At 64.3% G+C, this 22,614-nt stretch carries 24 protein-coding genes; 17 read left to right on the top strand and 7 right to left on the bottom strand.

The window, feature by feature from the left end:
• Positions 1-40 precede the first annotated feature (40 nt).
• Positions 41-1,045, top strand: a complete 1,005-nt coding sequence (locus AC1TXO_RS21240; RefSeq protein WP_486403555.1) for a diguanylate cyclase — start codon at positions 41-43, stop codon at positions 1,043-1,045.
• 42 nt (positions 1,046-1,087) lie between these two features.
• Here the strand turns inward: AC1TXO_RS21240 and AC1TXO_RS21235 are convergent, their stop codons facing one another.
• On the bottom strand, positions 1,088-2,143 hold the full coding sequence (locus tag AC1TXO_RS21235; RefSeq protein WP_486403554.1) for a hypothetical protein: 1,056 nt from the start codon (positions 2,141-2,143) through the stop codon (positions 1,088-1,090).
• Positions 2,144-2,608: 465 nt separating this feature from the next.
• Positions 2,609-2,980, bottom strand: coding sequence for a hypothetical protein (locus AC1TXO_RS21230; protein ID WP_486403553.1), 372 nt, complete (start codon positions 2,978-2,980; stop codon positions 2,609-2,611).
• A gap of 277 nt (positions 2,981-3,257) precedes the next feature.
• Here AC1TXO_RS21230 and prfB point away from each other — a divergent pair.
• The 7 genes from prfB (at position 3,258) to AC1TXO_RS21195 (ending at position 9,962) form a co-directional block, all read left to right on the top strand.
• Positions 3,258-4,353, top strand: a protein-coding gene (gene prfB, locus AC1TXO_RS21225) for a peptide chain release factor 2 (protein WP_486403552.1) whose coding sequence is annotated in 2 segments (ribosomal slippage) — positions 3,258-3,329 and positions 3,331-4,353 — 1,095 coding nt in all. Because the reading frame shifts where the segments join, the coding sequence is not laid out codon by codon here.
• A 90-nt stretch (positions 4,354-4,443) separates the two neighbouring features.
• Positions 4,444-5,946, top strand: a complete 1,503-nt coding sequence (gene lysS, locus AC1TXO_RS21220) for a lysine--tRNA ligase (RefSeq protein ID WP_054895070.1) — start codon at positions 4,444-4,446, stop codon at positions 5,944-5,946.
• 162 nt (positions 5,947-6,108) lie between these two features.
• Complete coding sequence (locus AC1TXO_RS21215; protein ID WP_486403551.1) at positions 6,109-6,825, top strand: TetR/AcrR family transcriptional regulator; 717 nt, start codon at positions 6,109-6,111, stop codon at positions 6,823-6,825.
• A gap of 30 nt (positions 6,826-6,855) precedes the next feature.
• A complete protein-coding gene (locus AC1TXO_RS21210; protein ID WP_486403550.1) occupies positions 6,856-7,404 on the top strand; it encodes a hypothetical protein in 549 nt (182 codons plus the stop codon).
• A gap of 62 nt (positions 7,405-7,466) precedes the next feature.
• Entirely contained in the window at positions 7,467-8,744 is a 1,278-nt protein-coding gene (locus tag AC1TXO_RS21205) for a flavohemoglobin expression-modulating QEGLA motif protein (protein WP_486403549.1), read from the top strand.
• Complete coding sequence (locus AC1TXO_RS21200; RefSeq protein WP_486403548.1) at positions 8,716-9,639, top strand: alpha/beta hydrolase; 924 nt, start codon at positions 8,716-8,718, stop codon at positions 9,637-9,639. The genes AC1TXO_RS21205 and AC1TXO_RS21200 overlap by 29 nt, the downstream gene beginning before the upstream one ends.
• On the top strand, positions 9,636-9,962 hold the full coding sequence (locus tag AC1TXO_RS21195) for a PA3694 family proteiin (RefSeq protein ID WP_063543336.1): 327 nt from the start codon (positions 9,636-9,638) through the stop codon (positions 9,960-9,962). Before AC1TXO_RS21200 ends, AC1TXO_RS21195 begins: the two co-directional genes overlap by 4 nt.
• A 74-nt stretch (positions 9,963-10,036) precedes the next feature.
• Here AC1TXO_RS21195 and lptF read toward each other — a convergent pair whose 3' ends face one another.
• From lptF to AC1TXO_RS21180, 3 genes are all read right to left on the bottom strand, one after another.
• Positions 10,037-10,819, bottom strand: a complete 783-nt coding sequence (lptF, locus tag AC1TXO_RS21190; RefSeq protein WP_402760299.1) for a lipotoxin F family OmpA-related lipoprotein LptF — start codon at positions 10,817-10,819, stop codon at positions 10,037-10,039.
• A 50-nt stretch (positions 10,820-10,869) separates the two neighbouring features.
• Positions 10,870-11,283 carry a DUF4398 domain-containing protein gene (locus tag AC1TXO_RS21185; protein ID WP_486403547.1) on the bottom strand — a complete coding sequence of 138 codons (414 nt, stop codon included), beginning with the start codon at positions 11,281-11,283 and terminating at the stop codon, positions 10,870-10,872.
• 246 nt (positions 11,284-11,529) lie between these two features.
• A complete protein-coding gene (locus AC1TXO_RS21180; RefSeq protein ID WP_486403546.1) occupies positions 11,530-11,874 on the bottom strand; it encodes a pilin assembly protein in 345 nt (114 codons plus the stop codon).
• Between the two features lie 159 nt (positions 11,875-12,033).
• Here AC1TXO_RS21180 and ppc point away from each other — a divergent pair, with 159 nt between their 5' ends.
• From ppc to AC1TXO_RS21145, 7 genes are all read left to right on the top strand, one after another.
• Positions 12,034-14,661 carry a phosphoenolpyruvate carboxylase gene (gene ppc, locus AC1TXO_RS21175; RefSeq protein WP_486403545.1) on the top strand — a complete coding sequence of 876 codons (2,628 nt, stop codon included), beginning with the start codon at positions 12,034-12,036 and terminating at the stop codon, positions 14,659-14,661.
• Between the two features lie 259 nt (positions 14,662-14,920).
• On the top strand, positions 14,921-15,571 hold the full coding sequence (adk, locus tag AC1TXO_RS21170) for an adenylate kinase (protein WP_486403544.1): 651 nt from the start codon (positions 14,921-14,923) through the stop codon (positions 15,569-15,571).
• An 88-nt stretch (positions 15,572-15,659) separates the two neighbouring features.
• Positions 15,660-16,328: a tRNA (adenosine(37)-N6)-threonylcarbamoyltransferase complex dimerization subunit type 1 TsaB gene (gene tsaB / locus AC1TXO_RS21165; RefSeq protein ID WP_486403543.1), complete on the top strand. Its 669-nt coding sequence runs from the start codon at positions 15,660-15,662 to the stop codon at positions 16,326-16,328.
• 130 nt (positions 16,329-16,458) lie between these two features.
• Positions 16,459-16,755: a hypothetical protein gene (locus AC1TXO_RS21160; RefSeq protein ID WP_486403542.1), complete on the top strand. Its 297-nt coding sequence runs from the start codon at positions 16,459-16,461 to the stop codon at positions 16,753-16,755.
• A 3-nt stretch (positions 16,756-16,758) separates the two neighbouring features.
• A complete protein-coding gene (locus AC1TXO_RS21155) occupies positions 16,759-17,628 on the top strand; it encodes a DUF72 domain-containing protein (RefSeq protein ID WP_486403541.1) in 870 nt (289 codons plus the stop codon).
• A gap of 30 nt (positions 17,629-17,658) precedes the next feature.
• The gene (locus AC1TXO_RS21150; protein ID WP_486403540.1) at positions 17,659-18,489 is read left to right on the top strand and encodes an isocitrate lyase/PEP mutase family protein; all 831 of its coding nucleotides are present in this window, start codon (positions 17,659-17,661) and stop codon (positions 18,487-18,489) included.
• Between the two features lie 6 nt (positions 18,490-18,495).
• The gene (locus tag AC1TXO_RS21145; protein WP_486403539.1) at positions 18,496-19,185 is read left to right on the top strand and encodes an extensin-like domain-containing protein; all 690 of its coding nucleotides are present in this window, start codon (positions 18,496-18,498) and stop codon (positions 19,183-19,185) included.
• A 1-nt stretch (position 19,186) separates the two neighbouring features.
• On the opposite strand, the gene AC1TXO_RS21140 is transcribed toward AC1TXO_RS21145, so the two are convergent.
• Positions 19,187-19,810, bottom strand: a complete 624-nt coding sequence (locus tag AC1TXO_RS21140; RefSeq protein WP_486403538.1) for an energy transducer TonB — start codon at positions 19,808-19,810, stop codon at positions 19,187-19,189.
• 94 nt (positions 19,811-19,904) lie between these two features.
• Between AC1TXO_RS21140 and AC1TXO_RS21135 the strand changes: the two genes are divergently transcribed.
• Positions 19,905-20,687, top strand: a complete 783-nt coding sequence (locus tag AC1TXO_RS21135) for a class I SAM-dependent methyltransferase (RefSeq protein ID WP_486403537.1) — start codon at positions 19,905-19,907, stop codon at positions 20,685-20,687.
• A gap of 6 nt (positions 20,688-20,693) precedes the next feature.
• Here AC1TXO_RS21135 and AC1TXO_RS21130 read toward each other — a convergent pair whose 3' ends face one another.
• Entirely contained in the window at positions 20,694-21,329 is a 636-nt protein-coding gene (locus tag AC1TXO_RS21130) for a TetR/AcrR family transcriptional regulator (protein WP_486403536.1), read from the bottom strand.
• A gap of 183 nt (positions 21,330-21,512) precedes the next feature.
• Here AC1TXO_RS21130 and AC1TXO_RS21125 point away from each other — a divergent pair, with 183 nt between their 5' ends.
• Positions 21,513-22,613: an efflux RND transporter periplasmic adaptor subunit gene (locus AC1TXO_RS21125; protein ID WP_486403535.1), complete on the top strand. Its 1,101-nt coding sequence runs from the start codon at positions 21,513-21,515 to the stop codon at positions 22,611-22,613.
• Position 22,614 lies beyond the last annotated feature (1 nt).

The raw sequence follows: 22,614 nt of genomic DNA, 5'->3' as shown, positions 1-22,614 counted from the left end.
GAGTCACGCCGCCTGACCGGCAGTGACCTGGTGAATAGGGATGAATGATCTACCGATCGATGGTTTCACGACCATCAACGAGGGTGCTGCGATGGTCTTGCTGGTCGACGACCAGGCCATGATCGGCGAGGCGGTGCGTCGCGGGTTGTCCCACGAGGAGAACATCGACTTCCATTTCTGCGCCGACCCGCACCAGGCAGTGGCCCAGGCCATGCGCATCAAGCCGACGGTGATCCTCCAGGACCTGATCATGCCGGGGCTGGACGGCCTGACGCTGGTGCGCGAATACCGCAACAACCCGGCCACCCAGGACATTCCGATCATCGTCCTCTCGACCAAGGAAGACCCCCTGGTCAAGAGCGCGGCGTTCGCGGCCGGGGCCAACGACTATCTGGTCAAGCTGCCGGATACCATCGAGTTGGTGGCACGCATCCGCTATCACTCGCGCTCCTACCTCACCCTGCTGCAGCGCGACGAGGCCTACCGCGCCCTGCGCGTCAGCCAGCAGCAGTTGCTCGACACCAACCTGATGCTGCAGCGGCTGATGAACTCCGATGGCCTGACCGGGCTGTCGAACCGCCGTCATTTCGACGAGTACCTGGAACTGGAATGGCGCCGCGCCATGCGTGAGCAGCAGCAGTTGTCGTTGCTGATGATCGATGTCGACTACTTCAAGGCCTACAACGACGGCTTCGGTCACCTGGCCGGCGACGAGGCCCTGCGCCAGGTGGCCGAGGCGATCCGTGGCTCATGCTCGCGCCCCAGCGACCTGCCGGCGCGCTACGGTGGCGAGGAATTCGCCCTGGTGCTGCCCAACACCTCGCCGGGCGGCGCGCGCCTGATCGCGGAAAAGCTGCGTCAGACCGTGCTCGGCCTGAACATCCCGCACAGTGCGCCGCAGCCCGACTCGCACCTGACCGTGAGCATCGGCCTGGCGACCCAGACGCCCGTGGTGGGCAGCCACTGTCGGCAGCTGATTTCGGCGGCAGACAAGGGGCTTTACCTGGCCAAGAACAGCGGGCGCAACCAGGTTGGTATCGCATGACCGCAACGGGGCTGTTGGCCCCGCCATCTTGCAGGTCTGCGTTCAGGGCTGAACGGCCTGGTCATTCTTGCTGTAGCTGAACGGTGAGCCTGAGAGGCTGTTCAAGTTCAGCGAAACGATCGGCACCCAGATGCCGGTGACGCTCTTGAACTTTCTCTGGAAAGTCTTGGCATCGTTGAGCGAAGGGCTGTCGCCGGCCTTGAAGAAGAACGCCTCGATCGGCAGTTTCTTGCCATGGTTATCTGGCCACAGGCCGACCATCAACTCGTTCCACTGCGCGCGCATGTTTTTAGGGGGCTTGGCACGCACCTGATAGCTGACCGCAAACTGTGCAGCATTTTGTGTGCTCAGTGAGCATTGAAAGTTACGGTCGTTCACGGTCTCGGTAAATCGATACCAGTTGTCAACCGTCGTAGCATTCTTGCTGGCGCAGGTACTGAGGTCGGGATCGGCCCGGAGGGTTGATTTCAGCCCACAGCCTTTGTTGGATCGAGTACCGACTAGCGTCCCTGCGTCATAGGCGTAGATACACAGGTAATCCATGCCCTTGCCTTGCTTCAGGGCTTCGGATTGTGGAAGAAAGATGAAGCCTGCTTTTCTGTAGAAATCGCCGACATAGGAATCGACGCGGAAGTAAGAGAACGACAGGGCGCCCAGCCTTTTGGCAGACGGACTCGGATCCCAGGGGTTGAAGTTGCCGTTGTCCACCGAGCGAATGATGATGCCATTGCAGTAGTAAGCCGGCAGGTTTCCAGGACAGCTATGTTCCCTGGCGTCGTAACGGGTATTCAGGTTGTTGGCAATTGTTGTGCCGGGTTCGACACCGGATTGAGTTACGCGAACGTTGAACGGTGGGGAAATGACCAACGGGTTGTCACCGACACCCACGCTGCCCGTGATAACGGCAGTTCTTCCGATGTCCTTGATGATTTCATCTCTGGGGATGATGAATATCAGTGGTTCATTGAGTTTCTTGACGCGCTGGATCGGTGCATACCACTCGCTGCCGCCCTTCCAGCGCATGCTTACCGTATCGCCCAACTGCATGGGCTTGTAGAGAAAGCTGATGGTGACCGAGGCAGGGTTGTCGACATCCACGGTGCTCGACTTGGAGCCAGGAAAGCGTGGTCGGTAGAGTTCCGGTTGTGCCGTGACCGCGTTAGACGACTGGACTGACGATATGGCGGACGATGCGGCAGTTGATTCCGCTTGTGGTGGAGGGTGTTTGCAACCCGCCATCACTATCAATATCGACAGGCCAGCGTATAGGCCAAGCCGAGTGGAATAGTGCTTCGCTGATGCAGACATGTCGACGCCCTCCTGAGTAAAAGATGTTGCTGTAGCGACACTGCCGATGGCCGATGGGTGAGGCATCAACCGCGTCACCAACTTTTGTATGGAATGTATATTCATCTATCGCGGCAGGAGCGGGCTTGCCCAGCAAACTTCCGCAACGGGGGCAGCAAACTGCAGCACCTTTGACGTCATTTGATATTGGGTACGAGAGCACTCTGCACTCCATCGCGGGTCAGGCAGGCCCCCATGAAACGTTCCGTACAGACACTAAGTCTCTGGTTCTGTGTCCGTGACAGTCACCTCGAGGGCAAGGCTGATAATGAGAGGCGCACCGTTGATGCCTACGCTGCCCGTTAATTTTGCCTTGGGCGTCTGGTCGAGGTCTTCTTTGACAACGTGATCAGGAATGAGGAATGTCAAAGTTCCCGGTTCCGTCACGGTTTTGAGCTCGGATAAGTAATGCTGCTTGCCGAGCCAGCGCATTTTTACGGTATGCCCCTGCGCCATTTCGGGGTAGTTGAACTCGACTTTCAAGTTATCGCCCAGCTTTTTTAAATCGATCGTGTTGTCCGGAAAGTCCGGAAGTGTGGGGGCAGGAAGTTCGCTTTTGTCGTTTTCGGGGTTTTTTGCATCATTCATAGTCCAATTCCTTGCGCACCTACGCGCTCACGTCATCATGATGTGCTGGTTCGAATTGCCACTTCATTAGTGCACGTGGCCTGCGGCTTTACTACTGGCAAAAATGCTAGGTTGCAGCCTTCGCCATGATCCCGTGCTGCTTGGCCATGGCACCTGCGCTGGTGCCGGGCAAGGGTGATTTTTCGCTTGAGTGCGGCGCTCGACGGGTCTGCCGTCGCGCGGCGGACTGGGTTATACTCGCAGGCTTTTCACCGAATTCGCGCGAGTAGCCAGAGCCATGGAAATCCAACCGATCCTGAACACCATCAAGGACCTTACCGAACGCTCCCAGTCCATTCGGGGGTATCTTTGACTACGATCACAAAGCTGATCGTCTGATCGAAGTCAACCGCGAGCTGGAAGACCCCAACGTCTGGAACAAGCCCGAGTACGCCCAGGCCCTGGGCCGCGAGCGGGCGATGCTGGCGCAGGTAGTCGAGACCCTCGACAAGCTGTCCAACGGCCTGGCCGATTGCCAGGACCTGCTCGACATGGCCGTCGAGGAAAATGACGAAGGCGCCGTCGGCGACGTCGTGACCGAACTGGAAGGCCTGGAAGAAAACCTCGCCCAGCTCGAGTTCCGTCGCATGTTCAGCGGCGAGATGGACATGAACAACGCCTACCTGGACATCCAGGCCGGCTCCGGCGGTACCGAAGCCCAGGACTGGGCCAACATCCTGCTGCGCATGTACCTGCGCTGGGCCGACAAGCGCGGTTTCGACGCCACCATCATCGAGCTGTCCGAGGGTGAAGTCGCCGGCATCAAGGGCGCCACCGTGCACATCAAGGGCGAGTATGCCTTCGGCTGGCTGCGCACCGAGATCGGCGTGCACCGCCTGGTGCGCAAGAGCCCGTTCGACTCCGGCGCCCGTCGCCACACCTCGTTCTCGGCGGTATTCGTCTCGCCCGAGATCGACGACAAGGTCGAGATCGAGATCAACCCGTCGGACCTGCGCATCGACACCTACCGTTCCTCCGGTGCCGGTGGTCAGCACGTCAACACCACCGACTCGGCGGTGCGTATCACCCACGTGCCGACCAACACCGTGGTGGCCTGCCAGAACGAACGCTCCCAGCACGCCAACAAGGATACCGCCATGAAAATGCTGCGGGCCAAGTTGTACGAGCTGGAAATGCAGAAGCGCAACGCCGCCTCGCAGGCCCTGGAAGACAGCAAGTCCGACATCGGCTGGGGTCACCAGATCCGCTCCTACGTGCTCGATGACTCGCGCATCAAGGACCTGCGTACCGGTGTCGAGCGCAGCGACTGCCAGAAAGTCCTCGACGGCGACCTTGACCAGTACCTGGAAGCCAGCCTCAAGCAGGGGCTGTAAGCATCCACGCCGAGGCAGGCCCCTGAGCGGGCCTGCCCCGCGATCCCTCACCCGCGAGGGCAACGAATACCTGATGGAAACAATGACGACATGAGCGACCTCAAGACCGAATCGCAAGACCTGCAACAGGAAGAGAACACCCTGATCGCCCTGCGCAAGGAAAAACTTGCCGCCGAGCGTGCCAAGGGCAACGCCTTCCCCAACGACTTCCGTCGCGACAGCTACTGCAACGACCTGCAGAAGCAGTACGCGGACAAGACCAAGGAAGAGCTGGAAGCAGCCGCGATCCCGGTCAAGGTTGCCGGTCGCATCATGCTCAACCGTGGCTCGTTCATGGTGATCCAGGACATGACCGGGCGCATCCAGGTCTACGTCAACCGCAAGACCCTGCCCGAAGAAACCCTGGCCGCCGTCAAGACCTGGGACCTGGGCGACATCATCAGCGCCGAAGGCACCCTGGCCCGTTCGGGCAAGGGCGACCTCTACGTCGAAATGACCGACGTGCGCCTGCTGACCAAGTCGCTGCGCCCGCTGCCGGACAAGCACCACGGCCTGACCGACACCGAGCAGCGCTACCGCCAGCGCTACGTCGACCTGATGGTCAACGAGGAAACCCGCCACACCTTCCGCGTGCGTTCGCAGGTGATCTCGCACATCCGCAAGTTCCTGATCGAGCGCGACTTCCTCGAAGTCGAGACGCCGATGCTGCAGACCATCCCAGGCGGCGCCGCGGCCAAGCCGTTCGAAACCCACCACAACGCCCTGGACATGGCCATGTTCCTGCGCATCGCGCCGGAGCTGTACCTCAAGCGCCTGGTTGTCGGTGGCTTCGAGAAAGTCTTCGAGATCAACCGCAACTTCCGTAACGAAGGCGTTTCGACCCGGCACAACCCCGAGTTCACCATGCTCGAGTTCTACCAGGCCTACGCCGACTACCGCGACAACATGGACCTCACCGAGGAACTGTTCCGCGAGCTGGCGCAGCTGGTACTGGGGACTACCGACGTGCCGTACGGCGACAAGGTGTTCCACTTCGGCGAGCCGTTCGCCCGCCTGTCGGTGTTCGATTCGATCCTCAAGTACAACCCCGAGCTGACCGCTGCCGACCTGCAGGACGTCGACAAGGCCCGTGCCATCGCAAAGAAGGCCGGCGCCAAGGTGCTGGGCCACGAGGGCCTGGGCAAGCTGCAGGTGATGATTTTCGAAGAGTTGGTCGAGCACAAGCTGGAACAGCCGCACTTCATTACCGAGTATCCGTTCGAAGTGTCGCCGCTGGCCCGTCGCAACGACGACAATCCGGCCGTGACCGACCGTTTCGAGCTGTTCATCGGTGGTCGCGAAATCGCCAACGCCTACTCCGAGCTCAACGATGCCGAAGACCAGGCCGAGCGTTTCCTGGCCCAGGTCGCCGAGAAGGATGCCGGTGACGACGAAGCCATGCACTACGATGCCGACTTCGTTCGCGCCCTGGAGTACGGCATGCCGCCTACGGCGGGTGAGGGTATCGGTATCGACCGCCTGGTGATGCTGCTGACCAACTCGCCATCGATTCGCGATGTGATCCTGTTCCCGCACATGCGCCCACAGGCCTGAGTAACATGAAAAAGCCGCCTCTCGGGGCGGCTTTTTCTTGCCTGGCTGTGTAGTGTCTGTATCGGTTACACCCTACTGACCGGCATTGTGGGAGCGGGCGTGTCCCGCGATAGTGCCGGTACAGACGATGAATATCCCCCAGACAGACCCGAGGCCCCTACCGTGACCCCCGCAAACGTCCAGCAAGGTGCCGCCGGCGTGGCCAATGCCGTTGCCGAGAGCGTGCAGTACCAAGGTCGCAAGACCAGTCGCCAGGGCAGCGAACAGCGCCGTCAGCAGATCCTCGACGCTGCCATGCGCATCGTCGTGCGCGATGGCGTGCGTGGCGTGCGCCACCGCGCGGTGGCTGCCGAGGCAGGTGTGCCGTTGTCCGCCACCACCTACTACTTCAAGGATATCGAGGACCTGCTCGCCGATACCTTTGCCCAGTACGTCGAACGCAGCGCCGCCTACATGGCCAAGCTGTGGGCCAACACCGAGGTGGTGTTGCGCCAGTTGCTGGCCCAGGGCGATGGCAGCCCGCAGTCCCGTGCACGCTTGGCCGATGAAGTGGCGCGCATGACCGCCGACTACGTGACCCGCCAACTGTACAACCGTCGCGATTTCCTCATGGCCGAGCAGGCGTTTCGCCAGGAAGCACTGCTGTGTCCGCGCCTGGCCGATCTGGTGCGGGCGCACGAGCAGATCCTGCTGCATGGCGCGCGGCAGATGCTCCAGGTGGTCGGCTCGCGCCAGCCCGAGCAGGACGCCCTGGTGTTGACGTCCATCATCGAGCAGATGGAATATCAAGGGCTGCTCAAGGAAGCCAATGCCCAGGCCGATGGCCAGATGCTCGCTATCCTTACCCGTTACCTGCACCTGGTGCTGGCTGCTGCCTGATGCGCAGCCGACCTTTTCAAGGAGAACCTGATGAACGCCTGGCGTGTGCTGTTGTTGACCGTGTCGTTCCTCCTGCTGGGCGGGTGTCTGGTGACCTTCGACGAGCCGCTGGCCAGTAACGAATCCGCGCCCAAGGCCCTGCTCGGCAACTGGAGCAGCAAGGATGCCTGGGGCCAACCGCTGAAACTGAGCATCAGCCGCGTCGGCGGCAACACCTACAAGGCCGTCGCCAGCGCCAAAGGCAAGGCGCCCCAGGAGTACAGCTTCAACGTGTCGCGCCATGGCAACCGCTGGTACCTGTCGGCGGGCGTGCCCAAGCGCCTGGGTGGCAAGTTCCTGATTGGCGGCTTCGAGGTCGTCGATGGCAGGCAACTGGTGCTCTACAACCTGGACGTCGAGCAGATCCAGCAGGCCGTGGACAAGAAGGAACTGAGCGGACGCAGCACCGAGGTGCCTGAGGATAACGGCCCGGGTGTGCTGATCGACAGCCCTGCCGAGCGGGTACTGGCTTATCTGGACGATCCCGCCAACTCGGACCTGTTCGTCGAAGTGGCGCGGTTCCAGCGGGCCGGCAAATAGCGGATACCACGACCTATGGGAGCGGGCTTGGCCCGCACACAGGCCTCTACAAGGAGTCCCCGGTGGACGAATACCAGCAAACCATCCGCGCATTGTCCGACCGTATCGTCGCGGCCCAGACCCCGATCCGAGTGCTGGACGCGGTGAAATGGGACGACGGCATTCGCCAGGGCTTTTTCAAGGCCAAGGGCAAGGAACCGCCAGCGGTAGACCGCGCCTACTACCAGAGTCGCCCGCTGTCATTCGACTCCAGTGCGGTGAAGGCCGAGTTCCAGGCCATCGAACGCGACATCATCCGCCAGCTCGGCCAGTTCAACCCGGTCGGGCAGATCATGAAGCGCATGTGCCGCGAATACCGGATGGTGGTGCGCATGCTCGAGGCGCGCGGCACCGAAGACTTCGGGCTGATCTCCCAGGAGCTGTACGGCGCCGCCTCCGACGCCTTCCATGCCGGCGACCCGACCCTGGCCGACCTGGGGCTGATGCTGTCGGACTACCTGAACAACATCGACGGTCGCGGCGACCTGAAGGACGAACCGAAGAACCTCACGGCCAAGGAGGCGGTGGAAATCCTCCAGCGCCGCCTGAACAAGGTGTTCGGCGAGGCGGAGGAAACCATCCGGGTGTTCGAGTCCGACGGCATCGTTGCCGACGCCGCCGCCGGTGCCGACTACATCAAGGTGCGCGCCGATGCCATGTTCAATAGCCGCGATGTGCGCGCGCTGGAAGTCCATGAAGGGCTGGTGCACGTGGGCACCACGCTCAACGGCCTGAACCAGCCGATCTGCACTTTCCTGGCCAAGGGCCCACCCTCGTCGACCGTCACCCAGGAAGGCCTGGCCATCCTCATGGAGGTGATCGCCTTCGCTTCCTACCCCAGCCGTCTGCGCAAGCTGACCAACCGCACCCGCGCGATCCACATGGTGGAGCAGGGCGCCGACTTCCTGCAGGTGTACGAGTTCTTCCGCGGCCAGGGCTTCGAAATGGCCGAGAGCTATGGCAATGCCAGTCGGGTGTTCCGCGGGTCGGTGCCGAACGGGCTGCCGTTCACCAAGGACTTGTCCTACCTCAAGGGCTTCATCATGGTTTACAACTACATTCAGCTGGCCGTGAGGAAGGGCAAGCTGGAGCAGATCCCGCTGCTGTTCTGCGGCAAGACCACGCTGGAAGACATGCGCACCCTGCGTCAACTGGTCGAGGAGGGGCTGGTGGAGCCACCGAAGTACCTACCCGAGCAGTTCCGCGATCTCAACGCGCTGTCGGCCTGGATGTGTTTCTCCAACTTCCTCAACCACCTGAGCCTGGATCGCATTGAAGCCGACTACGCGAACATTCTCTGAGCGCTGCCGCACGCTGCTGCTGGGGCTGGGTCTATCGTGCCTGGCCGGCTGCAGCAGCCTGCTGTTCTACCCCGAACCCGGCCAGCCGTTCACTCCCGAGCGGGCGCAGTTGCAGTACCGCGACGTCACCTTGAGTGCGCGTGATGGTACCCGCCTGCATGGCTGGTGGCTGCCGGCCAAGGCCGGTGTCGAGGTCAAGGGCACGGTGCTGCATCTGCACGGCAACGGCGGCAACCTTGCCTGGCACTTGGGCGGCAGCTACTGGCTGCCCGAGCAGGGCTACCAGGTGCTGATGATCGATTACCGTGGCTATGGCCTGTCCCAGGGTACGCCGACCTTGCCGGCGGTCTATCAGGATATCGACGCCGCTCTCGACTGGCTGGGCAAGGCGCCCGAAGTGCAGGGCAAGCCGCTGGTGCTGCTGGGCCAGAGCCTGGGCGGTGCGATGGCCATCCACTATCTGGCCGCTCATCCCGAGCAGCGCCAGCGTTTCAGCGCGCTGGTGTTCGACGGTGTGCCGGCCAGCTACCGTGAGGTCGGACGCTTCGCCCTGAGCACCTCGTGGATGACCTGGCCGCTTCAGGTGCCGCTGTCGTGGCTGGTGCCCGACGGCGACAGCGCGATCCGCTCCATCGAGCGCCTGGACAGCCCGCCCAAGCTGTTCTTCCACAGCATCGATGACCAACTGGTGCCCATGGCCAATGGCATCCGCCTCTACCAGCACGCCCCGCCACCGCGGGTGCTGCAACTGACCCGTGGCGACCATGTGCAGACTTTTGCCGACCCGACCTGGCGTCAGGTGATGCTGCGCTTCCTCGATGACCCCAGCCACTTCAATGGCCTGCGCCGCTTGGCGGAAGTGCCGAACTACCCTGACGAGAAGAACGCGCAATGAGTGAAGAACGCAACGCCATCCCGCTGATCCTGACCGGTGTCGGCAGCATCATCGTGACGGTGGGGGCCTTGTGGTACTACGGCTACCTGCATTTCGCCAAGCCCGAGGATGCCCTGCTGCTGCAGGACTACACCATGCTCAAGACGATTCCGGGCGAGGACTACCGGGTCTCGCTCGATCCGTCGCCGCAGGTGGCGCAATGCGTCGAGGGTGTGCTGGTGTTGTTCGACACCCAGCAGAAGGGCCTGACGGGTGTGCTGGTCGACAACCGCAAGCGCGCGATCCGTTGCATGGGCCAGGACACGCCGCAGCAGGTGCAGTGACGCGCCGCGCTGTTGCGCAGACATGAAAAACCCGCCATCGAGGCGGGTTTTTCATGTCACTCAGGCAACCTGTATCAGCGCATGGTGGTACGCGGCTGAACCGGCTGGTTGTCGTTGGAGATGGTCACCTCCACGCGACGGTTCTGGGCACGGCCGGAGTTGCTGGAGTTGTCCGCGACCGGATACTCCTTGCCGTAGCCCTGGGCGACCACGCGGGATGGGTCGATGCCGGCACGCAGCAGGGCGCGACGCACGCTTTCGGCGCGGCGCTCGGACAGACCCTGGTTGTAGCTGGCCGAACCGACGCTGTCGGTGTAGCCCTCGACGATCACCTTGCGCTCCGGGTTCTCCTGGAGGAAGTTGGCCAGGGTGGTGATGTTCGGCAGGGCGCTGCTCTTCAGGTCGGCCTTGTTGAAGTCGAACAGCACGTCGCCGAAGGTCACCAGCGTACCGCGGTCGGTCTGCTTGGCGTTGAGGCTGTCCTGCAGCTTCTTGATCTGCGCATCGCGGGCGTCCAGCTTGGCCTGGGCGCGCTGCGCCGCGGCATTCTTGATATCGCCTTCAGCGGTGCGCAGGGCAATGGTCTGCTTGGCCACTTCGACGCGCTGGTTGGTCAGGTAGGCCAGCTGGTCGACCTTCTTCTCGTCCTCGCGGTCCATGTAGGCCTTGTCGGCCTTGTTCAGCCAGTCCTGGGCGTCCTTGGTCTCGAGGGCCGCGAGCTTGCTCGACTGCGGATCGCTCTGCAGCGCCGAGAAGTTGGTACGGGCCGACTCCAGGTTGGCGTTCGGGTCGTGCGAGCACGCAGCCAGACCAACGCTCAGGGCCAACAGGGCAGGGATCATTACGTAATTGCGCATAGTGTTCATCCTTTGATCGATAACGAAGGCAGGGGAGGGCGAGTCAGGCCTCACTGGGCGCTGCGCAGGCCTTCCTCACGTACGTCCTGAACGCCCTGGCGGGCATCCTGCACGGCTTTCTGGGCCTTGGCTGCCTGTGCCTTGCGCTCGGCGACGCGGGCGTCCCATTCGGCCTGCTCGGCCAGTCGCTTGGCTTCGTCGTACTTCTTGTCATGCATGGCGATTTCCGCCTGCTTGAACTTGTCCTGTGCCGCTTTCATCTCGACCGCAGCGAACTCGGTACCGCCAGCGCTGACCGCGGAATTCACGGCAGACTGGGTCACGGCATACTGTTCGGTCGGCGGGTTGCCAGCGCAGCCAGCCAGTACCAGGCTGCTGCCCAGCGCCAGCGCGGCCAGCTTGAGCCCGCGCAGTGAGTTGGACGGGAAGGTTGCGGTGCGGGTCTTCATGGTGGTCAACTCCATTGGATCACTCCTGATAACGATGTCCGTGGCAGTCCATCGCTCCCTGACATTCACATGTGCTTCGTGTCGGTGCACCAAACACCATGGGTGCAGGGTTTTTGCGTGATGGCTATTGGCTCCGACTTGAGCAGTTTCAGAATAGTTCAGAAAAAGTTGCTTGTTAGAGCTAAGTATTTCTGACTGGTCAGTCAGCGCCTTTAGCGTGGAACTTTCGCTGTGCAGGGCAGTATTCGCGGGCCCCGGCAGTCAGGATTTGCGCGCTGCGAGCGCATGGCTCAGGTCCTGCAGATGGCGCCGGGAAAGGCTCAGGAAGCGGGGCGTGGGGCCAACATCGGCATACAGCGGATCACCCTCCTCGTCGGTGGCGATCACCTGCTGACCCTTCACGTACGGAAAGCTCGCCTCCAGTTCCTCGAGGGCAGCAGCAACCAGTTCACCCAACAGTTCCTCGGCGGTGCGCTTGGGGTACATCTCGATCAGCGCCGCCAGGCGCGCCTCGGACTCGAGGTCCAGGTGCAGGGTATGGCCGGTGGGGCTCAGGGTACCGGCGGCGTTCTGTTCCCAATGCTGTGCGAGCTCGCGGATTTTCATGGTGACCTCTGTAGAAACCGTGACATGAGTTGTGAGGGCGGTCTCTTCACTTTAGTTGCATCGGCTGATCGCGGCTTGCCTTGGACGGGCGCCTGTGGGCACTCTTGCAGCAATGACCCGGGCTGCTGCGCGGTGGACCGCGCGATCTGAGGAGAGCCAATGACCGATATCGATGTGCGCTTGCGTGAGGATGTCCATCTGTTGGGTGAGCTGCTGGGCGAGACCATCCGCCAGCAGCACGGTGAGGCGTTCCTGCAGAAGATCGAGGACATCCGCCACAGTGCCAAGGCCGATCGCCGTGGCGCGGCCGAGCAGTTGAGCTCCACCCTGGGCGACCTGGCCGATGACGACCTGCTGCCGGTTGCCCGGGCCTTCAACCAGTTTCTCAACCTGGCCAACATCGCCGAGCAGTACCAGTTGATCCATCGCCGCGACCCGGCCCAGCCTGCGCCGTTCGAGGACCGCGCGTTGCCCGAGTTGCTGGCGCGGCTCAAGCAGGCCGGGCACGCCGACGATGCCCTGGCCCGGCAACTGGCCAAGCTGGATATCCAGCTGGTGCTCACCGCGCACCCCACCGAGGTGGCCAGGCGCACGCTGATCCAGAAGTACGATGCCATTGCCGCGCAACTGGCTGTCCAGGACCACCGCGACCTCACCCCTGCCGAGCGCCAGCAGGTCCGCGAGCGTCTGCGCCGGCTGATCGCCGAGGCCTGGCACACCGAGGAGATCCGCCGTACCCGTCCAACGCCGGTCGATGAAGCCAAATGGGGCTTTGCCGTGATCGAGCACTCCCTGTGGCAGGCGATTCCCGGCCACCTGCGCAAGGTCGACAAGGCCCTGTTCGAAGCCACCGGCCTGCGCCTGCCGCTGGAGTCGGCACCGGTGCGTTTCGCCTCGTGGATGGGCGGTGACCGTGACGGCAACCCCAACGTCACCGCCACGGTCACCCGCGAAGTGCTGCTGCTGGCGCGCTGGATGGCGGCCGATCTGTTCCTGCGCGATATCGACGAGCTGGCCGCCGACCTGTCCATGCAGCAGGCCAGTGCTGCGCTGCGGGCCAAGGTGGGCGACAGTGCCGAGCCCTATCGCGCCTTCCTCAAGCAACTGCGTGACCGCCTGCGTGCGACCCGCGCATGGGCCCATGCCTCGCTGGCCGGCCCGCAGCCTGCCGGTGCCGAGGTGCTGGTCGACAATCGCGCGCTGATCGAGCCGCTGCAACTGTGTTACCAGTCGCTGCATGACTGCGGCATGGGCGTGATCGCCGACGGCCCGTTGCTCGATTGCCTGCGCCGGGCGGTGACCTTCGGCCTGTTCCTGGTGCGCCTTGACGTGCGCCAGGATGCGGCCCGTCATCGCGACGCGCTGTCGGAAATCACCGAGTACCTAGGCCTGGGGCGTTACGCCGAGTGGGATGAAGAACAGCGCATCACCTTCCTTCAGGCCGAACTGAAGAATCGCCGGCCGCTGCTGCCGGCGCACTTCCAGCCCCAGGCCGAGACCGCCGAAGTGCTCGCCACCTGCCGCGAGATCGCCGCAGCGCCGGCGGCTTCCCTGGGATCCTACGTCATCTCGATGGCCGGTGCGGCTTCCGATGTGCTTGCCGTGCAACTGCTGCTCAAGGAGGCCGGGCTGACCCGGCCGATGCGCGTGGTGCCGCTGTTCGAGACCCTCGCCGACCTCGACAATGCCGGCCCGGTGATGGAGCGGCTGCTGGGCCTGCCGGGCTATCGCGCGGGTCTGCACGGGCCGCAGGAAGTGATGATCGGCTACTCGGATTCGGCCAAGGACGCCGGCACCACTGCGGCGGCCTGGGCGCAGTACCGGGCGCAGGAAAACCTGGTACGCATCTGCCGCGAGCACCAGGTCGAGCTGCTGCTGTTCCATGGTCGTGGCGGCACGGTGGGGCGTGGCGGTGGTCCGGCCCATGCGGCGATCCTCTCCCAGCCACCGGGCTCGGTGGCCGGGCGCTTCCGCACCACCGAGCAGGGCGAGATGATCCGCTTCAAGTTCGGCCTGCCGGGGATCGCCGAGCAGAACCTCAACCTCTACCTCGCCGCCGTGCTGGAGGCGACCTTGCTGCCGCCACCGCCACCGGAGCCCGCCTGGCGCGCCCTGATGGACCAGATGGCTGCCGACGGGGTCAAGGCCTACCGCGCCGTGGTACGCGAGAACCCGGACTTCGTCGAGTACTTCCGCCAGTCCACTCCGGAACAGGAACTCGGCCGCCTGCCGCTGGGCAGCCGGCCGGCCAAGCGCCGAGCCGGTGGCATCGAGAGCCTGCGGGCGATCCCGTGGATCTTCGGCTGGACCCAGACGCGCCTGATGCTGCCGGCCTGGCTCGGTTGGGAGACGGCCTTGAGCAACGCCCTGGCCCGCGGTCAGGGTGAACTGCTGGGGCAGATGCGCGAGCACTGGCCATTTTTCCGCACCCGCATCGACATGCTGGAGATGGTGCTGGCCAAGGCCGATGCCGAAATCGCCAAGGCCTACGACGAACGTCTGGTGCAACCGCAACTGCTGCCCTTGGGTGCACAACTGCGCGACCTATTGTCGCAGTCGTGCCAGGTGGTGCTGGGCCTGACCGGCCAGCCGGTGCTACTGGCGCACAGCCCCGAGACCCTGGAATTCATCAGCCTGCGCAACACCTACCTGGACCCGCTGCACCGTCTGCAGGCCGAGCTGCTGGCCCGCTCGCGGGTGCGCGAAGCCGCTCTGGACAGCCCGTTGGAGCAGGCCCTGCTGGTGACCGTGGCGGGCATCGCGGCCGGGTTGCGCAACACCGGTTGAGGGCTTCGGGGCACGTCACCAGCGCAGGTGCGCCGAGTGTTCAGGACGTTGGGCAGGGGCAGGTTGCAATGGGCGCAACCTGCCCCTGAAAAGGGCGCCGGATGCGGATTCGCGCATCTTTGGAACGCTTGTCTGGCTGCCGGGCGCTGTGTATCTTGATCAGCCTTTTGACCGATTTTCCGGTCTGATCCGATTTTCCGGACTTGGCCCTGATCGCCGAATCCACTGATTTGCAATAAAAAAATATGAGGAGCACGAGATGCGCGTAATTCTGCTGGGAGCTCCCGGGGCCGGTAAAGGTACTCAGGCAAAGTTCATCACCGAAAAGTTCGGTATTCCCCAGATCTCCACTGGCGACATGCTGCGTGCCGCGGTCAAGGCCGGCACCCCGCTGGGCCTGGAGCTGAAGAAAGTCATGGATGCCGGCCAGCTGGTTTCCGATGACCTGATCATCAGCCTGGTCAAGGAGCGCATCGCTCAACCAGACTGCGCCAAGGGCTGCCTGTTCGACGGCTTCCCGCGCACCATCCCGCAGGCCGAAGCCATGGTCGCCGCAGGTGTCGACATCGACGCCGTGGTGGAGATCGCGGTAGACGACGAAGAAATCGTCGGGCGCATGGCCGGTCGTCGTGTGCACCTGGCTTCGGGTCGCACCTACCACATCCAGTACAACCCACCGAAGGTACAGGGCAAGGACGACGTCACCGGCGAAGACCTGATCCAGCGCGACGACGACAAGGAAGAAACCGTGCGTCACCGCCTGTCGGTCTACCACAGCCAGACCAAACCCCTGGTGGACTTCTACCAGAAGCTGTCGGCTGCCAACGCCGGCAAGCCGAAGTACGCCCACATCGAAGGTGTCGGTTCGGTCGAGTCGATCACCGCCAAGGTGCTGGCAGCCCTGAGCTGATCGGTATCGATGTGTCACGACGGCCCGCTTGCGGGCCGTTGTCGTTTATACTGCGGCTCTTTTTCCCTTTCGCCTGGATACACGTTCGATGACCACCCTGCTGGCCCTGGATACCGCCACCGAAGCCTGTTCCGTCGCCCTGCTGCATGACGGCAAGGTGACCAGCCACTACGAGGTGATCCCGCGCCAGCACGCGCAGAAGCTGCTGCCGATGATCAAGCAATTGCTCGCCGACTCGGGCTTAGCCCTGAGCGCGGTGGATGCCATCGCCTTCGGCCGTGGCCCCGGCGCCTTCACCGGGGTGCGCATTGCCATCGGCGTGGTGCAGGGCCTGGCCTTCGCCCTCGAGCGCCCGGTGCTGCCGGTCTCGAACCTTGCCGCCCTGGCCCAGGGGGCGCTGCGCCAGCATGGCGCGCAACAGGTTGCCGCGGCCATCGATGCGCGCATGGACGAGGTGTACTGGGGTTGCTACCAGGCGCACGACGGTGAAATGCGCCTGCTTGGCCAGGAGCGGGTGATCGCCCCCGAGCGGGTGGCCTTGCCCGAGGGCGGCCAGTGGTTCGGCGCGGGCACCGGCTGGGGCTACGCCGAGCGTCTGGGGGTGAAGGTCGACAGCAGCGATGCCCAGGCCCTGCCGCACGCCCAGGACATCCTCAGCCTGGCCGCTCATGCCTGGGCGCGCGGCGAGGCAGTGGTCGCCGAACAGGCGCAACCGGTGTACCTGCGCGATAATGTGGCTACGCCCAAGGCGCGCTGAGTGCAGTTCGTCGGCTATTGCCGTTCGAGATAAAACCTTTTGCGCGATCTGTGGTCCAGTTATCACACGCGCATTGGTGATGGAAGCCTGATGCTGCTAGATTGCCATCATTGCTCCTGAGTGCACCACCATGCGCATCGACGGTTTCTCCTCACAGTCCTACCCGGTCAAGCGTGCCCCGCGCAAGGCATCGGTGCGCGACGAGAACATCGACGACGCCCAGGTGATCGAGGACGTCGAGGACGACGAAGCCGAGCAGATCGCCCGCGCCAGCCGCCGCAGCGCCGGCCTGCCTGCGCGCCAGCAGGACATGGTCTTCCCCCGCGCCCGGGACCGTCGTACCGCCACCGCGCTGGCCAGCTACCTGAGCACCGCCGGGTTCACCGACTGGGATATGGAAGTGCTGGGGTTGGACCTGTACATTTGATGGATGAATCCATCGCCTCTGCCTTACCACCTCGGTTGTCCGTCCTGGAGTGAAAACGCCTGGCGCGACTACCTCTACCCTGCCGATTCCCGCCCCACCGAGTTTCTTGGCCTGTACAGCCAGGTGTTCAACGCGGTCGAGGGCAACACCACGTTCTACGCCCGTCCTGCGCCTGCGACGGTGGAGCGCTGGGCCCAGGTCATGCCCCGGCATTTTCGCTTTACCGCGAAATTTCCCGGTGACGTCAGCCATGCCGGCGATCTGCGCGAGCAGCTCGAGTCGGCCCTGGACTTCACCCGGCTGATGGCGCCGCTGGGCGAGCGTGTCGCGCCGTACTGGCTGCAGTTGCCGGCCCTGTTCGGGCCTTCGCGTCTGGGAGAGCTGAGCCATTTTCTCGACGAAATCGGCGTACCGGTGGCGGTCGAGGTGCGCAACGATGCGTTCTTCGCCCGGGGTGACGAAGAGCGGCTGCTCAACCGATTGCTGAATGAGCGCGGGGTGGAGCGGATTTGCCTCGACCCCCGTGCGCTGTTCAGTTGCACTTCGCGCGAGCCAGCGGTGCTGCACGCCCAGGCCAAGAAACCCAAGGTGCCGCCGCGTCCGGCGGCCTTCAGCCAGTGCCCGCAGGTGCGCTTCATCGGTCATCCCGAGCTTGACGCCAATGAGCGCTTTCTCACGCCCTGGGTCGACAAGATCGCTGGCTGGATCGAGGAGGGGCGTTGCCCGTACATCTTCCTGCACACCTCCGACAACCGTCTGGCCGCCGCCCTGGCCCAGCGCTTTCACCAGCGCCTGATGCAGCGGTTGCCGGGCCTTGCGCCGTTGCCGGAATTGCCGCGCGCGCCTGAGGTCGAACAACTGGGGCTACTCTGACGACTCCCTGACCCTGCCGGAGATGTGACCATGGATGTGCAAACCCTGCGAGCCGAAGCCTTCAAGAAGCTGCACGAGCGCGATGGCGCCTTCGTCATCCCCAACCCTTGGGATGCCGGGTCCGCGCGCCTGCTTGCCGCGCTGGGCTTCGAGGCGCTGGCCACCACCAGCGCAGGGCTGGCGTTCAGCCTGGGGCGGCCCGACGCCGAAGGCGCCCTGGATCTCGACGACACCCTGGCCAATGCCCAGGCCATCGTCGATGCCACGGCGCTGCCAGTGGCGGCAGACCTGGAGAACGGATTTGGCGAACTGCCCGAGGACTGCGCAAAGACGATCCTGCGTGCAGCAGAAGTCGGCCTGGTGGGCGGTTCGATCGAGGATGCCACCGGCCGCAGCGATGCGCCCATCCACGACTTCGGCCTGGCCGTCGAGCGTGTCCGCGCGGCGGTGGAGGCGGCGCGCAGCCTGCCGTTCCCGTTCACCCTGTGCGCCCGTGCCGAGAACCTGCTGCATGGGCGCCTGGATCTGGACGACACCATCAAGCGCCTGCAGGCGTTCGCCGAGGCTGGCGCCGATGTGCTGTACGCCCCGGGCCTGCGCAGTGTCGACGAGATTCGGGCAGTGGTGCAGGCGCTGGCGCCCAAGCCGGTCAACGTGCTGATGGGCATGGCAGGCGTGCCGCTTGGGGTGAACCAACTACAGGACCTCGGCGTGCGCCGGATCAGCGTCGGTTCGTCATTGGCCAGGGCAGCGCTGGGGGCGCTGCAGCGCGCAGCCCTGGAGATCCGTGATCAGGGCACCTTCAGTTATGGCGATCAGGCGCTGCCGTTCGCCCAGCTCAACGACCTGTTCCGTCGCTGACCGGCCATGCGCTTGCTGGCGCTGGTGCTGGCCGGGCTACTGGTCGCAGGGGGTGCGGTCTGGTATCTCGGTTGGCGCCTGCCGGCGCCCTGGAATCCCTGGGCGCCGCTGGATGTGCGTGAGCCACCCAACCTGCTGACCTCCTACAAGCTGTCGCGTCTGCGCGACGACCCGCAATTGTGCCGACAGGCGCTGGAGAGCTCCGCCCTGCGCTACCGCGCGCAGGCCGACAGCCCGGCAACGGCGCGCTGCCCGTTGCGCAATGTATGGCGTATCGAAGGGGGCGAGGCGCGACTGGGCAGCAGTTTTCTCGCCAGCTGCCCGCTGGCGGTGGCCTATGCACTGTTCGAGACACATGGCCTGCAGCCTGCGGCGCAGCGTGTGTTCGGCCAGCCGGTGGCGCAGGTGGACCACCTGGGCAGCTTTGCCTGTCGCAATGTCTATCATCGCCAGCAGGGGCGGCTCAGCCAGCACGCCACGGCCAATGCCCTGGATATCAGTGGGTTTCGCCTCAAGGACGGTCAGCGCATCGTCCTGGCGCGTGACTGGCAGGCCGGTGGTGCCAAGGCGCAGTTCCTGCGCGAGGTGCGCGATGCGGCGTGCGAGAGCTTCAGCACGGTGCTGGGGCCGGACTACAACGCTGCCCACGGCAATCATTTTCACCTGGACATGGGGTTGTGGCAGGTCTGCCGCTGACTCAGGCGTGAGCGCGGACGTTGTTCAGCACCACCGGGCGCGCCCAGTGGGTGTCGAATTCCAGGTCGTTCTGCTGCTTGGCCAGGGTCATGTCGTCGAAAGGTTCCGGCGCCGGATCGAGCAGGTATTTCTCCAGCTCGGCGATCGGCAGGTGCAGCGGACGCGGCGACGGGGCCGGACCGGGCTCGGGGGATGGTTGGCCCTGGCTCATCACCAGCGGGCGCAGCCAGCTGCCGTTGAGGTCGAGTTGGCGCTGCTGCTCGATCAGTTCGCTGGCGCTGAACGGTTCCGGTGCTGGCGCAAGCAGGCTGGCCTCCAGTTCCGCCTTGGGCAGGAACAGCGGCTCGGGCGGACGCACCTCGGTATCCTGTACCGGCAGCGCACGCTGGGCGTCGATCAGCGCCAGCGCCCTGGCGCCGCCGAGCGGTTCGCCGCTGTCCTGGTCGTACTGACGGCTCAGGGCCTGGCTGAAACTGTCCTGCTCTTCCCCGGACTGCTCGGCCATCGCGCGGGCGAAGAAGTCCTGCCACAGGTGGCTGACGCCGCCCAGTGCCTGGGTATTCTGGCGACCGTAGTTGCCGACTGGCGACAGGTAGGTCAAACCGATGGGAAGAGTATCTGACATGGCAGTCGCGCGCGTTGTGCTCTGGCAGAATAGCGGATAGAGCATTTATCGGCCGTGGCCGGGGTTTCATTAATTTTTTCGAGTGCGGGATCGGATGGCAGAGCAAGAGCAGGGCACGGGTATCAGGGTCGAGGCGTTGTCGGCGCCGTTCCAGGCACAGGCGCAGGATTGGGCGCAGCGCCTGGGCCTGCCGCTGGTGGATGATACGGCGGAGTTCGCCTTGCAGGTCGGCGCTGATGGTCTGCAGATCCAGCAACTGGGGCCGCAGGCCCCCGGTCCGGTGCGGGTGGATTTCGTCGAAGGGCAGGCGGCGCATCGACGCCTGTTCGGCGGCGGCAATGGGCAGATGATCGCCAAGGCGGTCGGTATCGCCCAGGGCGTTCGGCCTCAGGTGCTGGATGCCACCGCGGGGTTGGGCAAGGATGCCTTCGTGCTGGCGAGTCTGGGTTGCCAGATGACCCTGATCGAACGCCAGCCGCTGATTGCTGCGTTGCTCGAGGATGGCCTGGCGCGTGGGCGTTTGGATGCCGAAGTGGCGCCGATCGTCGAGCGCATGCGCTTGCTGACCGGCAACGCCATCGAACGCATGCGCGATTGGCAGGGCGAGGCGCCGCAGGTGATCTACCTTGACCCGATGTTCCCGCACCGCGACAAGAGTGCGCTGGTGAAGAAGGAAATGCGCGTGTTCCGCCCGCTGGTGGGCGACGACCTGGATGCCCCGGCCTTGCTGGAGGCGGCGCTGGCGCTGGCGACGCACCGGGTGGTGGTCAAGCGCCCGCGCAAGGCGCCGATCATCGACGGGCCAAAGCCGAGCCACAGCCTGGAAGGCAAGTCCAGCCGCTACGACATCTACCCGAAGAAGGCGTTGAAGGCCTAGGCGCGCCTACAGGGGCGTGGCATACGCCCGCATGAACAGGCCGACCACCTCGCGCACATGTTGCTCGGCCTCGTCACCGGCCAGCGGCGGTGCGCAGCCCAGCAGCAGGCGGTAATCGGCGGCGCCCTTGATCAGGCAGAAGAAGTGTTCTGCCGCCCGCAACGGGTTCTCCATGCGCAACAGCCCGCGTGCGTCGACGCAACGCAGCAGCGCCTCCATCTCGGCCAGCACCCGCTTGGGCCCCGCCTCGTAGAAGAACTGCCCAAGCCCCGGGTCCTGGTTGCCCAGGGCCATGATCAGGCGCGTCAGCTTGACCGATTCGTCGCTGCTGATCAGCGCCTGGAAGCCGCGCGCGATGTTGAGCAGCACCTCTTCGATCGGCACGCCGTCGGGCAACTCGAAGATCAGGTCGGGCAACTGCGTCTGGCATGTGGCCATGACGGCAGAGCCGAACAGGGTCTGCTTGTCGGTGAAGTGGCTGTAGACCGTGAGTTTTGAAACACCTGCCGCCGCAGCGACCGCATCCATGCTGGTGTTGGCATAGCCAAGGCTGAGGAACAGCGACTTGGCGGCTTCGAGGATGGCCTCGCGCTTGGCGAGATCCTTGGGCCGGCCAGGGCCTGTGGGTGCGTCGATGGGCATTGGAGTCCGTGTCTGTCTGAAGGAGCGCTCATCTTACCGGGTCGTGCGGCTGGAGGCTGCTGCGCGCGTCGCGGCGTGGATACATTTTTCTCTATGGCAGCGGCTTCCCGCCGCCGGTTCCCTGACTTAATATACCGGCCAGTATAATTATTCGATGCGTACTCTGCGAAAAGGTCTTCCATCATGTTGCGTCGTGCGTCGCCCCTGCTCCTGCCGCTTGCCTGCGTCATGTTGCTCACCGCCTGTGGCCAGGAGGCCACGGCACCTGCAGCGCCGCGCCCGGCGCTGGTGATCCAGCCGCAACCCACCGGCGCTTCGGCCGATAGCTATCCAGGCGAGGTGCGCGCCCGGTACGAGCCGGACCTGGCGTTCCGTATCGGTGGCAAGGTCACCCGGCGTCTGGTCGAGGAAGGGCAGCGGGTCAAGGCCGAGCAGCCACTGGCCGAGCTCGATCCCCAGGATGTGCGCCTGCAACTGGAGGCCAACCGGGCGCAGATGGCTGCCGCCGAGGCCAACCTGTCGCTGGTGCGTGCCGAGCGTGATCGCTACCAGAAACTGCTCGACCGGCAAATGGTCAGCCATTCGCAATTCGACAACGCCGAGAACCTCTACCGCGCAGGTCTGGCGCGTTTGAAACAGGCCAAGGCCGAATTCGACGTGGCCGGCAACCAGGCTGAATACGCGGTATTGCGTGCGCCGCAGAACGGGGTGATCGCCAAGCGTCAGGTCGAGGTCGGTCAGGTGGTCGCAGCGGGCCAGACGGTGTTCACCCTGGCGGCTGACGGTGAGCGGGAGGTGGCCATCGGCTTGCCCGAGCAGCAGTTCGCCCGTTTCACCGTGGGGCAGGCGGTGAGTGTCGAGCTGTGGTCGCACCCCGAGCAACGCTTCGAAGGGCGTATCCGCGAGCTGTCGCCGGCAGCCGACCCACGCTCGCGGACCTTCGCCGCCCGCATCGCCTTCACCTCGACACAAGCCCCGGCCGAACTGGGCCAGAGCGCCAGGGTGCATATCGCCCACGCCGAGCACTCGCCGTTGTCGGTGCCGCTGTCGGCGATCAACGCCGAGGAGGGCCAGGCCTATGTCTGGCGGGTCGGCAAGGATAACCGGCTGGAGCGCGCCAGCGTGCGTCTGGGGCCCTATGGCGCCGACAGCGTACCGGTGCTCGAAGGGCTGGGCGCCAGCGACTGGGTGGTGGCCGCAGGTGGCCATGTGCTGCGTGAGGGCCAGGAGGTGCGTCCGGTCGATCGCAGCAATCGTGTGGTGAACCTGGCGGCCAAGGAGTAAG

Source organism: Pseudomonas sp. FA117, assembly GCF_057370475.1.
This window is presented reverse-complemented; position numbering and strand designations above follow the sequence as displayed.